A 13,637-nucleotide genomic window follows, 5' to 3' on the forward strand; every position below is an offset into this window, starting at 1 on the left:
GTGCGGTCTGTGAGCGCCGGTCGTCCACGCCCAAAATTTAGTGGAATGTTTAACTACCTCGGCGTGTTGACGGACCTGGAAGCATTCCGGCCGAGGAGGAGAAGTGGACGACACCTACTACGAGTTCGGCACACCGGCCGACCGCTGGGACCGGGCGCAGCTGTTCTTCGAGGCGAAGGAGTACCAGACCGCTGCCCGGATCCTGGGCGGACTGGTCCAGGAGGTGCCGGAGCAGGTGGCGCCGCGACTGCTGCTGGCGCGCGCCTACTACCACTCGGCCCGGCTCGCCAAGGCGGAGGCGGAGCTGCGGGAGGTGCTGGAGCTCGATCCCGTCGAGGACTACGCACGGCTGATGCTCGGGCGCACCCTCGAACGCCAGGGCCGGAGTGCGGAGGCGGCTCCTCATCTGCGCCTGGCCCGTGCGATGGCCGGGGATCTCGAGCCCGGGTCTGCCGAGCACGGCCGGCAGGACCGGGGGTGAGACCCTCGCGCGACGGGGCCGGGGAGCGGTGCGAAGGCACCGCTCCCCGGCGCCGGCTGCGGCCGGTCAGCGCTCCGCGTTCGACACCCGGTCCAGCCACTCCGTCATCAGCGCCGACTCGGCCGTGCTCAGGCCGGAGCCGTGCGACCGGCGCAGCAGGGCACCCAGTCGGGCCGCCGCGGAGGGGACTTCGACGTCCTGTTCCTCACCGGCGTGCGCGTCCGGCGTGAAGACGGCGGCGTGCACCGCGTCGCGCACCCGCGCGGACACCCCGGCGTCCGAGAAGGTCGCGGGGCGAGAGACCAGCATCAACGCGACGCCGGTCGTGGCCGACATGATCATCTGAGCGGCCAGCTCGGGCGTGACGCGCAGCCTCCCCTGCTCGGCCGCCCGCTCCAGGTCACGCGTCAGGATGCGGTGCGACTCGAAGGCGGCCGCCGGCGGGGTCCTCATCGCAGGGGAATTCATCAAGCGGTACAGATTCGGGTTACGGAGGGCGAAGTCGATGTGGCTGTCCCATCCGTTGCGGAGATCCTCGACGGGGTCCGTGGTCCGGCCACGCTCCCTCTTGGTCGCCAGGTAGGCGTCGAAACCATGGTCGACGACGGCCGCCAGCAGCCCTTCCTTGTCCCCGAAGTGCCGGTAGAGCGCCGGTGCTCCGACCTGCGCGGCCTCACACACGGCACGCGTGGAGATGTCCCCGTCAGGGGACTCCGCGACCAGCCGGGCCGCGACGTCGAGGATGCGTGCTCGTGTACTGCTCACCGGACGGACGCTATCAAGTGCCGTGCAGGGTGGTGCGGACAGTGGCCGTGGGGGCCGCCGGCCACGCGGGACGCTCCTCGCGGCATGCGGGTCACGTACTTCACGGCGACCGGGGGCATGGCTCGTACTCCTCATCAGGACGGCGGACCGGGGTGGGCCCGGGCCGCGAGCAGTCCCTGTCAGACGATGCCGCCGTTGGCACGCAAGACCTGACCGTTGACCCAGCGGGCCGGGCCGGCGAGGAAGGCGACGACCTCCGCGATGTCGTCGGGAGCGCCGAGCCGCTCGAGGGGCGGCTGCGCGGCCAGCTTCGCGACGGTCTCCTCGTCCTTGCCGTCCAGGAACAGGGCGGTGGCGGTAGGCCCGGGGGCCACGGCGTTGACCGTGATGTCGCGGCCGCGGAGCTCACGGGCGAGGATCAGCGTCATCGCCTCGACGGCCCCCTTGGTCGCGGCGTACGCCGTGTATCCGGGGATGGCCAGCCCCAGCACCGAGCTGGAGAAGTTGATGATCGCCCCGCCGCCGCGCAGACGGCGGGCCGCCTGCTGGCCGACGACGAAGGTGCCGCGGACATTGGTGCGGTACATCCGGTCCAGCGCGTCCAGATCGAGGTCGACCAGCGGGGCGAGCGACATGACGCCCGCGGCATGGACGATCACGTCCACGCCGCCGAAGGCCTCTTCGGCGGCGTCGAAGAGAGCGGCGACCGCCACCTCGTCCGCGACGTCCGCCTGGTGCGCCACGGCCTCGCCGCCCGCCGCGACGACCGCCGCCACCGCCGCTTCGGCCTCCGCCTTGTTCCCCGCGTAGTTGACGACGACCGCGAACCCGTCCGCCGCCAGCCGTTCGGCACTCCCGCGGCCGATGCCTCGCGACCCCCCGGTCACGAGAGCGACCCTGCGGGCGGGGGTGTCGGCGCGCTGTTCGGTCATGACGTCGCTCCAGTCGCAAGAAGAATGCCATCGGTTCCACGAACCCTGGAGAGCAACGCTAACACCATAGGAGTATCGATGCTACCCATTGGCCGTATCAACGCTACTCGCATTCGGGCTCGCGAGACCGCGGTCAGCGCCCGAGGGCACCCGCTCCGGGAAGGAGTCACGGAGCGGATGGGACGGGAAGCGCGATCGCGGTCACCGCGAAGCCGCCGTCGACCAGCCATCTGCCCTCGTACGACTGCGGCATCCCAGGCACGGTCAGAGAGAGATCCGCGCGGAACGTGCCTTCGACGGCGGGTCCCGGACTCCGACGGAAGCTGATGTCCGCCTCGTCGAAGTCGAGTTCGATCCGGGTGAGCGGGAACCAGGTCTTGAAGACGCTCTCCTTGGCGCTGAACAACAGCCGGTCCCAATGGACGGCCTTCTCGTCGGTCCTCTCGGACAGTCGCTCCCGTTCCGACGGCAGCGCGATCATCTCCCACACCTCGGACGGAAGCGGTTCGTGCGGCTCGGCGTCAATGCCCACCGCGCGTATGCCGGACGTTCTGGCAAGGGCCGCCGCGCGATAGCCCTCACAGTGCGTCATGCTCCCGACCGTGCCGTCGGGCCACAGCGGCATGCCACGGTGCCCGCGCAGCACGGGCGACGGGGGCAGCCCCAGGGCGGCCATGGCCCGTCTGGCGCACGCACGTGCCGCAGCGAACTCCTGTCGGCGGCGTTCCACGCTGTTGGCCACCAGCAGCGCCTCCTCCGGGTAGAGATCGCCCGGCGGAGCGTCAGCCTCATAGGTGTCCGCGCAGGCCACGTTCGCGGGAAGAAGCCGTTCGATCACGAGCCGTCGCCCTCAGCGTCGGCGGGCTGCCGGCCGTCGTACGGGAGGATCTGCCGCAGCAGACCGCGCGGGTGGCCCCGCTTGCGCCACTCCCGGGGGTAGCCGATCGAGACCTCCTCGAACCGCACGCCGTCGTGCCAGGTCGTGCGGGGGATGTGGAGGTGCCCGTAGACGACGGCCGCGACACGGAAACGGCGGTGCCAGTCGGCGGTGAGTTCCGTGCCGCACCACTGGGCGAACTCCGGGTACCACATCACCGAGGTGGGCTCGCGGAGCAGCGGCCAGTGCCCGGCGATCACGAGGGGGATGTCCGGGTCGTGTGCGGCCAGGCGCTGCTGGGTGAGCGCCACCCGGGCCCGGCACCAGTCGTCCCGGGAGAGGTAGGGGTCGGGATGCAGCAGGTACTCGTCGGTGCACACGACGCCCGCCTCGTGGGCACGGGCCAGGGATTCCTCCTTGGTCTCCGCCCCCGGAACCCTGAAGGTGTAGTCGTACAGGAGGAACACCGGGGCCACGGCCACAGGACCGTCCGCGCCCTGCCACAGGGGGTACGGGTCCTCGGGCGTCGTCACACCCAGCTCACGGCACACCTGGACGAGGTGCTCGTACCGCGCGAGGCCACGCAGGCGTACGGGATCCCTGTCCACCGTCCACAACTCGTGGTTGCCAGGGGTCCACACCACGTGGGCGAACCGCCCGGCCAGCAGTTCCAGCGCACTCGCCACCTCGTCCGCCCGCTCCGCCACGTCGCCCGCGACGATGAGCCAGTCCTCGTCGGACGACGGGCGCAGCCCCTCGACGATGGGACGGTTGTCGGCGATCCCCGCATGGAGATCACTGACGGCGAGGAGCCGGCCGTTCGGCCGGTGAGCTGCGGGCTCGGTCATGGAACTCATGGCCCGAATTTAGCTTCCGTCGCGGCCCGGGGCCGCATCGCCCGACGTGCAGGCCCTTCACCCGCCCGGGATGATTTGACGCGTCGCCCCGGGGAACGCGGTGGAGGGGGCAGGCCCGGCGCAGCCGGTGGAGGAGACGGGGCGGGAAGAGGCCGGTGGCCGAGGCCGAGCAGCAAACCGTACGAGGAGAGGACCGGACATGCCCATCGCCACCTACCGCCTAGTCGCCCTCGACTGCCCCGATCCCCCGTCCCTCGCCGCCTTCTACCGGGCGGTCCTGGGCGGTGAGATCAAGAAGTACGACGAGGACTGGTACGACCTCTACCTCCCGGGCGGCGCACGCATCGCCTTCCAGCGGGCTCCCGACCACAGGCGGCCGGAGTGGCCTCGGGGGGACCACGATTCCCAACAGGAGCACCTGGACTTCGACGTGACGGACATCGAACGCGCTCAGGAGGAAGTGCTGGCACTCGGTGCGACGCCTCTCGATCTCGACGACCGGGACGGCGAGCGGGGATTCCGCGTGTACGCCGACCCGGCAGGTCATCCGTTCTGCCTCTGCTGGGAGTGAGCGGCCGCCGACGACGGTCCGGGCGGCGCACGAGCCGGCTCCGCCGTCGCGGACCGGTGCGAGCGTGTGCCGCCCCTGACGCCCTGCCGGGTCAGACCGCCCGGACCTCGGTGTTCTGGCAGGCCTGGAGCAGCCAGACCCCGTCGTCCCGCCTCGTCATGACGTAGAGCGGGGCGCCCTCCGATTCCGGTTCGCCCTCGGCCGAGCGGTAGACCTGACGGACCTTGACCGCCGCCACGTCGGGCCGCAGGAACTGCGTGCGGGGCAACGGCGCGGAGGAGACGGGGCGGCAACGCTCCGTCCCCGGGGCGGGGTGGACCTCCGCCCCGGGGACGGAGCGCCGGACGGGGCGCAGGTCCGGCGCCACCCCCCGGCCCGTCACGGGCTCATGCCGGGACGAGCCTCACGTGGGGGTGCGGGCTCCCGGGCCGGTCCCGCCGCGGCTCCGGCTCCCCTGTTCCCGTATCCCCGTCCATGAGCAGTCCGATCAGACATCGGCGTGCCCGCGCGACGCGCGACCGTACGGTCCCGACGGGGCAGCCGATGGCCGCGGCGGCCTCGGCGTACGGAAACCCGAGAAGCTGGGTGAGGACGAACGCCTCGCGGCGCTCCGCCGGGATCACCGAGAGCAGTTGGGCGAGGGCGACTCCTTCCTCGAAGCCGGGGACGCAGCGGGGCTGGTGCTGCTCCGCCGCGCGCTGCCAGTCGTCCCGGTCCGCGAGTCTGGGCCGGCACGCGGCGTGCCGGAGGCTGTCCGCCACGGTGCGGCGGGCGATGGAGAGGAGCCATGTCCGGGCGGAGGAGCGGCCTTCGAATCCGGGCAGGGCGGTGAGGGCGCGGAGGAACACGTCCTGCGTGAGGTCGTCGGCCGCTTGGCGGTCCGCGCCGAGGTAGGCGACGTAACGCCAGACGTCACGGTGGAGTGCGCGCACGAAGCGGTCCGCCTTGGCGGGGTCTCCGTCCCGCGCCGCCAAGGCGAGCCGGGTGACCGCCTCGTCGGAGGCCGGGTCGTGCTGGACGGGTTCCGGGGTTCTGGCTGCGGGTGGGTACGGGGCATGGGTCATCGCCACAAGGTCCTTACGGGCGCGTGGGGGTCCGGCCACGCGCGCAGCGTGCCGGTGGGGGGAACGGCCTGCCGGAAGGCAGGACCGATGCCCGAGCCGCCGCGGTGCGTTCCGCGCGTGCTCGGGCAGGCCGCTGTCGTCAGGGCCCTCGTTCGGATCATGCCGGGCTCGCGTGCCCCGGCACCGCACTCCCCCGGACTCCGTCCGGGGCTACCCCCACGCGGCGTCGTCCGAACGAAGGACCCTAGGCGACAGCCGTTCCCGTGGGCGGGCCCCGCGAGGTGATGCTGTGGACGAGCAGGAGCCGCGCGGGCGCGTGACGGGTGCGGCGGCGCCGTACACACGGGCGGGGCAGCCGTGGTGGCGCGGACAGGCGGAGCAGGAGCTGGAGCGGCGTCCAGAGCCGTGTCGCGAAGGTACCCAGGACACGGAAGAGCGCTCGTTCCCCGTACGCGAGCCACAGGCCGCACACCACGGCGGCCAGCAGGTGCGCGGCGAGCATTCCCGCAGACGGCATGAAGGCCATGTCCTGGCCGGCGTGCGCGGCGGGGTCCATCCCCGCGACGGCCTCCGCGGTCGTCCCGTGCGTCGTGTGGGTGCTGTGGCTGCCCGCTTCGGCCGACGCGACGGGAGAGACGCCGGGAGGCGGCCGGGAGATGAGGCCGCCCAGGCCGGCGTCCGTGACGATACGGGCCGCCTCCCGGTCGGAGAGCGTGGCCGCCCCGTCTCCGCAGAGCAGCTTCCCGGCCCACTGGCGGGCGTAGGACACCTCCCGCGCGCCCGGCGCCGGCCTGGTCAGGGACTGAGCGAGCGTGAATCCCGTATGGAGCGCCGTCTGAGCCACGACGGCGGCCGACGTGACGGCGAGCAGGCCCCTCTCACGGCCCGCGAGCGCCCAGGCCGCGGCGGCGGTCGCGACGAGCGCCACGGACATCGCCCGTCCGGAGACGGGGGTTCCCGACATCAGCGCGTGGCCCGTCGCCGCGAGCAGCGCGCACACGGCCGCGAAGAGCGCGGCCCGCACTGCCCGGGAACACCGGCCTGGCTTCATGGCGGCCCATCCTCGCACCGACGGCCGGCCCGGCACAGGCAGGTGCGCGGGATGACCGGAGGGCGCAGGCCGCCCTCCGGCTCCCTCACTCGCGGTGCCTCGCCGCGGGCCCCCGGACATCTGATCCGCTCTCACGCCCTGAGGACGGTCGTCGGACGGCCTGTCAGCCCGCGGGGGTGCAGGTGCGCCGTCCGCGCCGGTGGGCGACCTCACCCAGCACGATGTCCACGGCCAGGAACACGGCCAGCGGAATCCCGAGGAGCGGTACGAAGTACCCCACGACCGCGACCGCGGCCATCAGCGGCACCAGGACGTGGGGCGGTACCTTCTGCCATGCACCACGTGGCATCGGGCGGCCGAACGCGGAACCGCGGCCACGCCGCCACCACATCCGGTAGCCGAGCGCGATCAGCACGATCAGGGCGGCCGTGAGCGCGATGAGCACGAGCTGGTTGGCCAGTCCGAACAGGGCGCCGGTGTGCGCGTCGATACCCCAGCGGGACAGCTTGGCGAGCAGCGGGTAGTCGGCGAAACGCACCACGTCCGTCACCTCCCCGGTACCCGGGTCGACGGCGACCGCGTCCTGCTTCTCCGGCCAGCTCCGCTGGATCTGGCGCACGACGTACGCGGAGGAGGCGTCGGCCGGGGGCACGATCTCCACCGGGTTCGTGAGCCGCTCCGCGCGCGCCGCCTCCAGCACGGCGTCGAGGCCGACGCCCTCCCCCGGTGCGCTGTCCGGTGCGGCCGGCCGCGAGTGCTCGGCGTGCTCGCCGCCGGGCTCGATGCCCGTGGAGACGACCGGCGTCGTCTGGCCGACGGCCTCACGCAGGTCGGACACGCTCCGACCTGCGTAGGTGGACCAGGTGAGGCCCGTCGCGGACAGGAGGAAGAGCCCGGCCGCCGCCCACACGCCCACCGTGCCGTGGAGGGAGAGCGTGCGCCTGCGACCTGTCGCTCCTCGAACCTTGCGGCGGGCCCTCCGGCGTCCGAACCACAGCACGAGGCCGCCTCCGGCTATCACCCACAGCCAGCTGGCGGCGAGCTCGCTGTAGAGGCGCCCCGTCTGGCCGAGGTGGAGATCGCGGTGGAACTCGTCGATCCAGGTGCGCAGTGGGAGCGCGCCGCTCGAGCCGTACTGCTCGAGCGAGCCGGTGAGTTCGCCGTTGTACGGGTTCACGAACACGGCGAGGGTGTGATCGGGGTTCACCCCTGGCACGCCCGAGAGCAGCACGCGCGTCGTCGCCCCGTCCTCCGGCGACGGCCTGACGGCGCTGACCGTCCCCTCGGGATGCGCCTCGCGGGCCGCCTCCACCTGCCGCGAGACGGGCAGTTCGCTCGCGCCCACAGGGACACGCAGCTCGTCCGCGTACACGATCGTCTCGGCCTGGTACGAGCCCGCGTAGAGGAGTCCCGTCATGGCCGCGACCAGCAGGAACGGGGCGATCAGCACGCCGGCGTAGAAATGCAGGCGCAGCACCAGCGGCCGGAGCGCGGCCCATGCGGTGGGCGTTCCCGGCGGTCCGGGCTCTCGGGTCTCCCGTGCGTCGCCGGAAGCGCGGACCGCTGGCTCGACGGACATGAATGGTCTCCTCACGCACGGGACAGGGGCGGGCAGACCGTGGTCGGCCGGTCCAGTAGTCGGACCGGGACGCGTGGGAGTTCCCCGAACTCCGTGTGCTCTACGTCACTTCCGTCCGGGACGGCTCGACCCGCCGCTCGCGTCAGGGCCTCACCGGCGCCGTCGGTGTCCACGGAGTTCATGGCACCCTCCCGGTCCGGTCCCCGCCCGCGTGCGGAGGCGTGGACAGCCAGTCGCCGCCGTCCGGCAGGGGCGGAGGAAGGCGCGGAGCTCCTCCGCGCGGGGCTCGGGTTCCCCGCGGTCGGCGACGGTCTCCGGGAGGGAGCCGCCGGCCACCTGACCCGGCCCGAGCCATACCGGCGGCTCCGGGGGGTAGAGGGCCACGAGAGTAAGGTCGCCATGCCCGTCGCCCACAAGTCACCAGGTGAGAGATTTGTCCAGCCACATAGTTGAGAGACCCGCGCACGACAGACCCGACGAAGCGCTCCACGAGGAGCGCGCGAAGCGGCTGCGGCGGCGGCTGGAGCGTCTGATCGGCATCGCCGCGACCGAAGGCAACAAGCTCGTCCCGCTCCGCAACGGGGACGAGATCTTCCCCGCGATGCTGGACTCCATCCGTGGTGCCGAACACACCGTGGACATGATGACGTTCGTGTACTGGCGCGGGGACATCGCCTGCGAGTTCGCCGAGGCGCTGGCCGAGCGGGCTCGCGCCGGTGTACGGGTGCGACTGCTGCTGGACGGTTTCGGGTCCCGGCTGATCGAGAAGGACCAACTGGCGCTGATGGACGAGGCCGGGGTGGAGGTCGCGTGGTTCCGGAAGCCGCTCTACCTCTCACCGCTCAAGCAGAATCACCGCTGCCACCGCAAGGTCCTGATCGCCGACGAGGAGACCGCGTACACCGGCGGGGTCGGGATCGCCGAGGAGTGGTGCGGCGACGCCCGTGACGAGAACGAGTGGCGCGACACCCATGTGCGGGTGCAGGGTCCCGCGGTGGACGGTCTGGCCGCCGCGTTCGCTCAGAACTGGGCCGAGTGCCACGACGAGCTCTTCACCGACCGCGACAGGTTCGTGGACGCCACACGGCAGGGCGACTCGGTCGTCCAGGTGGTGCGCGGATCGTCCAGCTTCGGCTGGCAGGACATGCAGACCCTGCTCCGCGTCGTGCTGGAGTCCGCGGAGGAGCGGGTCCGGCTCACCACGGCGTACTTCTCACCCGACGCGTACTTCGTCGAGGTGCTGTGCGCCGCCGCCCGCCGGGGTGTGTCGGTGGAGATACTGCTACCCGGGCCGCACACGGACAAGCGGGTGTGCCAACTGGCAGGCCAGAACTTCTACGAGGATCTGACCGCTTGCGGCGTGAAGATCTACCAGTACCAGCCGACCATGATGCACACCAAGGTGCTGACCGTGGACGGGATCGGCTCGCTGATCGGATCGACGAACTTCAACCGCCGCTCGCTCGAACACGACGAGGAAGTGATGCTCGCGGTGCTGGACCGGGAGTTCACCGCCACGCTGGACGGTCACTTCGAGGACGACATGAGGAAGAGCACCCTGATCGACGGGAGCCGGTGGAAGCGCCGCTCGGTCGTGCAGCGGGCGCGGGAAGCGGCGGTCCTGCCGATCCGGCGCTGGCTGTGACAGCCGCGTCCGTGTGTGCGGGGGACAAGGGGGCCGTCCTCGCCCATGTCGACGCCGCCGGGCCCTCCCGGGGTGTGACGGCCCCGGCCGGGGGCATACGGGCTGTCACCTGCCGCTTGTCAGGTGAAGGGAGTGGACCATGAGCGAGTCTGTAGAAACACGGCCGGAGACGACCGCGGTGGTGACGGAGCCCGTGCCAGATCTGCAGCTCCAGCTGCTGATCCAGCTGCTGGACAGAGAGCTGCGCTCCAGTCTGCCGATCACACTCGCTCTGTCCGGTGGCGTTCTCCACGGAGACGTGATCGGCCACGAGGCGTGGAAGGCCGACTGGGCGCGGAGCCTCCGCCAGGTGGAGGGTGAGGGGGCGAACCTGATCGCGGAGTTCCCGGAGACGGTGGACCAGGGGATCAGGGAGCTGGGAGCCGGCGAGGAGGGTGCCGGGCACCTGCCGCGCTGGATTCATCTCAGAGACGCCACACTGGTCTTCGGCGGGACGGGCTCCCTACGGCTTCCCCTGTGGCGCGGACGCCTGGCCGATGTGTCGGGGTGGGCGCTGGGACGCCCGCAGTGAGGTAGGGCGCTGGACGGGAGAGCCGACGGGCGGTACACCGGCCCGTCGGCTCTCCGCTGTCCGCCGCCTGCCGTGGCGGACGAATCACCTGACCTCAGGCACCTCCGCCGGCCGTCCTTCGCGGTGGCGTGCGGCAGCGACCGCGGCCCGGGCGGGCGGCACGGCTCCCCACTCGGCGTCCAGCGCGGCGCGGAGCCAGTCGTGCGCCGTCCCGGCGGTCGGTTCGGGCGGGCCACCCGGGGGGCCGGTCAGCTCGGCCGTCAGCTCCCAGTAACGGTCGATACGCGGGTCGGTCGCGAGCTGCCGAGCGAGAGCCCGGCGGAAGCCGGGGGTGTCCGCGGTGCTCCGCGCGCTCGCGTACGCGTCCACGAAGCCGTCCAGAGCCTCCCCCGTGCACGGCTCCCTGCCCCGGCGCATCTCGGTCGCCGCCAGGTCGTACGCCCCGGCCAGACCCGCGTAGAGCACCGCCGACTCACGGGCGCCGGCGGCTCGGTGGGCATGAGGCTGGGTGGCCTCGGCAGGCCCGTCGCAGGTGCCTGACACCATGACGCACAGATGGGCGAAGGCGAGCACCTGGACCGGTTCAGGGTCCTCCGGCGGCTGCGGGACCGCGACTTCGAGGAAGGCGGTGACTGCCCGGGCGGGCATCCGCGGCGGCAGCCAGGCACGCCAGAAGCGGACCAGGGGGGCCGTATCGGGCGGCGCGGTCACCGCGCCGATCAGGCGCAGCCTGCCGGGGCGTTCGGCCGGGGGACACTCCTGCACCGAGCGGAGCGCCGCCTCTCTCCAGCGCAGGGCGCGCAGTTGGGATCCGAGCGAGCGCAACTGGTCGGCGACGGCGTCCTCCAGGGCACTGCCCGCACGCCCGGCCGTGCCCTCGTCCTCGTCGAGGACGCGGCGTACGGCGGATACCGGAAGGTCCATGGAGCGCAGGGAGCGGATCATCCGCAGTCGGTCGAGGGAGTCCGGGCCGTATCTGCGGTGCCCGCCGGCGCTGCGGGCCGCTTCGGGCAGGAGGCCGCCGTCGGAGTAGAAGCGGACCGTCTTGACACTCACCCCAGCGCGCTCGGCAAGCTCGCCGATGCCCCACAGCCCGTCGTAGGACGTGAACACTTGAACCTCCCTCAGGGGGAGTTCCTACGGTACCGGCGAAGGGACCGGGTATCCGCCGGTCCGCGGACGACGCGTACCGAGGAGAGACCATGAGCGAATTCGTCCTGGTGTCCGGGATGTTCACCGGCCCCCACGTCTGGGACGAGACGGCCGCGCGCCTCGTCGCGGCGGGGGCCGGTGTCCACGCGGTGGCCCTGACCGGATTGGGGGGCACCCGGCCTCCCGCCGGTACGGACATCGATCTGGAGACGCACATCGCGGACGTCCTCGCGGTGATCGACTCGGTGGGCCGGGCAGGTGGCGGGGAGATCGTGCTGGTCGGCCACGACTACGGCATCCACCCGGCCCTCGGCGCCGCCGACCGCCGGTCGGAGTCGATCGCCCGGATCGTCTACCTGGACTCCGGACTCCCCCAGGACGGTGTCCCGGCCCTGGCGGCGGTGGCCGACCAGGGGCTGCGCGAGGAGACGATGGAGGCCGCGCGGGGGGCGGGCGCGTCCCTGCCGCCCCCTTCACGTGACAGGTGGCGGCGCTTGGGCAGCACCACGGGCCTCACCGACGCCGCGCTCGACCGGCTCACGGCCCTCGCCTCGCCGCAGCCGCTGGGCACGCTGCTCGGGCCGCTGCGGCTGACCGGTGCGGCAGCCGCGCTGCCCATGACCGGAGTGCTGTGCACCGGCAACGGTGCGAGTATCGCCATGGTGCAGGCCCGTGCGGATCTGGGCGAGCCCACCCTCAGGGCACTGGCCGATGCCCGGGTGGCCTTCTTCGAACTGCCCACAGGTCACTGGCCGATGCTCTCCGGCCCCGCCGAGCTGGCCGTGACGCTGCTGAAGGCCGCGGCGGGCGAGGGCCGGCGGCTGACTCCCGTGGACGCGGCGCGGCCGCCCGCTCACCTGCGGCCGTTCCTGCTGGAGGTCCCCGAGGTCCCTCGCGAGCGGACCGGCCGCGTCGACCTGTACGTGCCGCCATCTGCCCAGGGGCCCTGCCCGGCGGTGGTCTTCGTCCACGGCGGTCCGGTTCCGGCCGAGGCCCGGCCGACCCCCCGGGACTGGCCGATCCTGACGGGCTACGCCCGGCTCGTCGCAGGCCACGGGGTGGTGGGCGTGACCCTCGACCACGGTCTGCACTCCGTGGACGACTACGCGCAGGCGGCCTCCGACCTGGCTGCCGCGGTGGAACAGGTCCGGGCCGACCCCCGGGTGGACGCGGACCGCGTCGCCCTGTGGTTCTTCTCGGGCAGCGGCCTGCTCACGGCGGACTGGCTGAGGAGGCCCCCGCCGTGGCTGCGCTGTCTGGCGGCCAACTACCCGGTCATGGCGCCGTTGCCGAACTGGGGGCGGCTCGGCAGCCGCTTCAGCCCGGTGGAGGCGGTCGCCCGGGCGGGGTCCCTCCCCCTCGTGCTGGTGCGTGCCGGGCTGGAGACGGCCGGCATCGCCGCCACGGTGGAGGAGTTCCTGGCCGCGGCGTACGCGTGCGGAGCGGAGATCGAGGTGGTGGACGTGCCGGACGGCCACCACACGTTCGAGTCGGTCGATCCGGACGAGGCCTCCCGAGAGGCCGTGCGCGGGGCGGTGCGTACGGTGCTGAGGCATCTCACGGATTGAGCGGCTCCGGCCGTGCACCGCTGGTGTGACGCCGCGCGCGGCGTGTCTTCCCACGGCACAATGGCCGCATGAAGCACCGTCCCTCCCCCATGGCCGGGGGTTCCTCGTACTCCTTGTGGTCACGGGACTCCCTCCTGTCCATCGGCTCCGTGGGTTCCGTGCTGTCCGTCGGTTCGGTGGGCAGTGCGCTGTCCATCGGCTCCGTCGGTTCGTCGCTGTCCGTGGGCTCGATCGGCTCCGGCATGTCCCTGCTGTCCGCCGGGTCCCTGCAGAGCACCGGGAGCGTCCTGTCCGTGCAGGCCCGGTGGTCCCTGATGGCCGCGGGCCGGTACCGGCCCTTCGCCTCGCGCGGCACGCTCACGGCGCTCGGCGTGGGCTGCCTCGCCGTGGCCGGGGCGTTCGCCCTGCGCACGCGGGGCGCCGGGCGCTGACCCGTCCGGACGGGGACGGCAGGGGACCGTACGAGGCACCCGAAGAGGCGAACCCCGTGGCGGCTGCTGGCTTCGGGCCGCGGAACGTGATCG

Annotated in this window: 14 protein-coding genes and 1 pseudogene; 6 read left to right on the forward strand and 9 right to left on the reverse strand. The window is 72.6% G+C overall.

Annotated elements, in window-relative coordinates:
* The first annotated feature begins 103 nt into the window (after positions 1-103).
* A complete protein-coding gene (locus tag ACIRJR_RS30575; RefSeq protein WP_403786582.1) occupies positions 104-481 on the forward strand; it encodes a tetratricopeptide repeat protein in 378 nt (125 codons plus the stop codon).
* Between the two features lie 66 nt (positions 482-547).
* Here the strand turns inward: ACIRJR_RS30575 and ACIRJR_RS30580 are convergent, their stop codons facing one another.
* The 4 genes from ACIRJR_RS30580 to ACIRJR_RS30595 form a co-directional block, all read right to left on the reverse strand.
* Complete coding sequence (locus ACIRJR_RS30580; RefSeq protein WP_403786584.1) at positions 548-1,246, reverse strand: TetR/AcrR family transcriptional regulator; 699 nt, start codon at positions 1,244-1,246, stop codon at positions 548-550.
* A 179-nt stretch (positions 1,247-1,425) separates the two neighbouring features.
* A complete protein-coding gene (locus tag ACIRJR_RS30585) occupies positions 1,426-2,178 on the reverse strand; it encodes an SDR family oxidoreductase (protein WP_403786586.1) in 753 nt (250 codons plus the stop codon).
* 166 nt (positions 2,179-2,344) lie between these two features.
* Positions 2,345-3,016, reverse strand: coding sequence for a 4'-phosphopantetheinyl transferase (locus tag ACIRJR_RS30590; RefSeq protein ID WP_403786588.1), 672 nt, complete (start codon positions 3,014-3,016; stop codon positions 2,345-2,347).
* Positions 3,013-3,912, reverse strand: a complete 900-nt coding sequence (locus ACIRJR_RS30595; RefSeq protein ID WP_403786590.1) for a metallophosphoesterase family protein — start codon at positions 3,910-3,912, stop codon at positions 3,013-3,015. Before ACIRJR_RS30595 ends, ACIRJR_RS30590 begins: the two co-directional genes overlap by 4 nt.
* A 199-nt stretch (positions 3,913-4,111) precedes the next feature.
* Between ACIRJR_RS30595 and ACIRJR_RS30600 the strand changes: the two genes are divergently transcribed.
* The gene (locus tag ACIRJR_RS30600) at positions 4,112-4,483 is read left to right on the forward strand and encodes a VOC family protein (protein WP_403786592.1); all 372 of its coding nucleotides are present in this window, start codon (positions 4,112-4,114) and stop codon (positions 4,481-4,483) included.
* A gap of 91 nt (positions 4,484-4,574) precedes the next feature.
* On the opposite strand, the pseudogene ACIRJR_RS30605 reads toward ACIRJR_RS30600, so the two are convergent.
* The 4 genes and pseudogenes from ACIRJR_RS30605 to ACIRJR_RS30620 all read right to left on the reverse strand — a co-directional run.
* Positions 4,575-4,742, reverse strand: a pseudogene (locus ACIRJR_RS30605) (SgcJ/EcaC family oxidoreductase); the annotation flags it as partial.
* A 127-nt stretch (positions 4,743-4,869) separates the two neighbouring features.
* A complete protein-coding gene (locus ACIRJR_RS30610) occupies positions 4,870-5,547 on the reverse strand; it encodes a sigma-70 family RNA polymerase sigma factor (protein ID WP_403786594.1) in 678 nt (225 codons plus the stop codon).
* Positions 5,548-5,791: 244 nt separating this feature from the next.
* A complete protein-coding gene (locus ACIRJR_RS30615; RefSeq protein ID WP_403786596.1) occupies positions 5,792-6,598 on the reverse strand; it encodes a hypothetical protein in 807 nt (268 codons plus the stop codon).
* A 163-nt stretch (positions 6,599-6,761) separates the two neighbouring features.
* Entirely contained in the window at positions 6,762-8,177 is a 1,416-nt protein-coding gene (locus ACIRJR_RS30620; protein WP_403786598.1) for a PepSY-associated TM helix domain-containing protein, read from the reverse strand.
* A gap of 433 nt (positions 8,178-8,610) precedes the next feature.
* Between ACIRJR_RS30620 and ACIRJR_RS30625 the strand changes: the two genes are divergently transcribed.
* Together ACIRJR_RS30625 and ACIRJR_RS30630 are read left to right on the forward strand one after the other, a co-directional pair.
* Complete coding sequence (locus ACIRJR_RS30625; protein ID WP_403786600.1) at positions 8,611-9,822, forward strand: phosphatidylserine/phosphatidylglycerophosphate/cardiolipin synthase family protein; 1,212 nt, start codon at positions 8,611-8,613, stop codon at positions 9,820-9,822.
* Positions 9,823-9,961: 139 nt separating this feature from the next.
* The gene (locus ACIRJR_RS30630) at positions 9,962-10,393 is read left to right on the forward strand and encodes a hypothetical protein (protein ID WP_403786602.1); all 432 of its coding nucleotides are present in this window, start codon (positions 9,962-9,964) and stop codon (positions 10,391-10,393) included.
* An 84-nt stretch (positions 10,394-10,477) separates the two neighbouring features.
* Here the strand turns inward: ACIRJR_RS30630 and ACIRJR_RS30635 are convergent, their stop codons facing one another.
* On the reverse strand, positions 10,478-11,506 hold the full coding sequence (locus ACIRJR_RS30635; protein WP_403786604.1) for a MerR family transcriptional regulator: 1,029 nt from the start codon (positions 11,504-11,506) through the stop codon (positions 10,478-10,480).
* 89 nt (positions 11,507-11,595) lie between these two features.
* On the opposite strand from ACIRJR_RS30635, the gene ACIRJR_RS30640 reads away from it, so the two are divergent.
* Positions 11,596-13,113, forward strand: a complete 1,518-nt coding sequence (locus ACIRJR_RS30640; RefSeq protein WP_403786606.1) for an alpha/beta fold hydrolase — start codon at positions 11,596-11,598, stop codon at positions 13,111-13,113.
* Positions 13,114-13,181: 68 nt separating this feature from the next.
* Positions 13,182-13,544 (forward strand): hypothetical protein, encoded by a 363-nt coding sequence (locus ACIRJR_RS30645; protein WP_403786608.1) that lies wholly within the window; start codon positions 13,182-13,184, stop codon positions 13,542-13,544.
* Positions 13,545-13,637: the final 93 nt, after the last annotated feature.

This window comes from Streptomyces sp. NPDC102402 (assembly GCF_044765765.1).
GTDB lineage: Bacteria > Actinomycetota > Actinomycetes > Streptomycetales > Streptomycetaceae > Streptomyces.

Coding starts and splice junctions, on each gene's coding strand:
- ACIRJR_RS30645 (WP_403786608.1), top strand. CDS start 13,182: ATGAAGCACCGTCCCTCCCCCATGGCCGGGGGTTCCTCGTACTCCTTG.
- ACIRJR_RS30595 (WP_403786590.1), bottom strand. CDS start 3,912: ATGAGTTCCATGACCGAGCCCGCAGCTCACCGGCCGAACGGCCGGCTC.
- ACIRJR_RS30615 (WP_403786596.1), bottom strand. CDS start 6,598: ATGAAGCCAGGCCGGTGTTCCCGGGCAGTGCGGGCCGCGCTCTTCGCG.
- ACIRJR_RS30640 (WP_403786606.1), top strand. CDS start 11,596: ATGAGCGAATTCGTCCTGGTGTCCGGGATGTTCACCGGCCCCCACGTC.
- ACIRJR_RS30585 (WP_403786586.1), bottom strand. CDS start 2,178: ATGACCGAACAGCGCGCCGACACCCCCGCCCGCAGGGTCGCTCTCGTG.
- ACIRJR_RS30600 (WP_403786592.1), top strand. CDS start 4,112: ATGCCCATCGCCACCTACCGCCTAGTCGCCCTCGACTGCCCCGATCCC.
- ACIRJR_RS30610 (WP_403786594.1), bottom strand. CDS start 5,547: ATGACCCATGCCCCGTACCCACCCGCAGCCAGAACCCCGGAACCCGTC.
- ACIRJR_RS30630 (WP_403786602.1), top strand. CDS start 9,962: ATGAGCGAGTCTGTAGAAACACGGCCGGAGACGACCGCGGTGGTGACG.
- ACIRJR_RS30620 (WP_403786598.1), bottom strand. CDS start 8,177: ATGTCCGTCGAGCCAGCGGTCCGCGCTTCCGGCGACGCACGGGAGACC.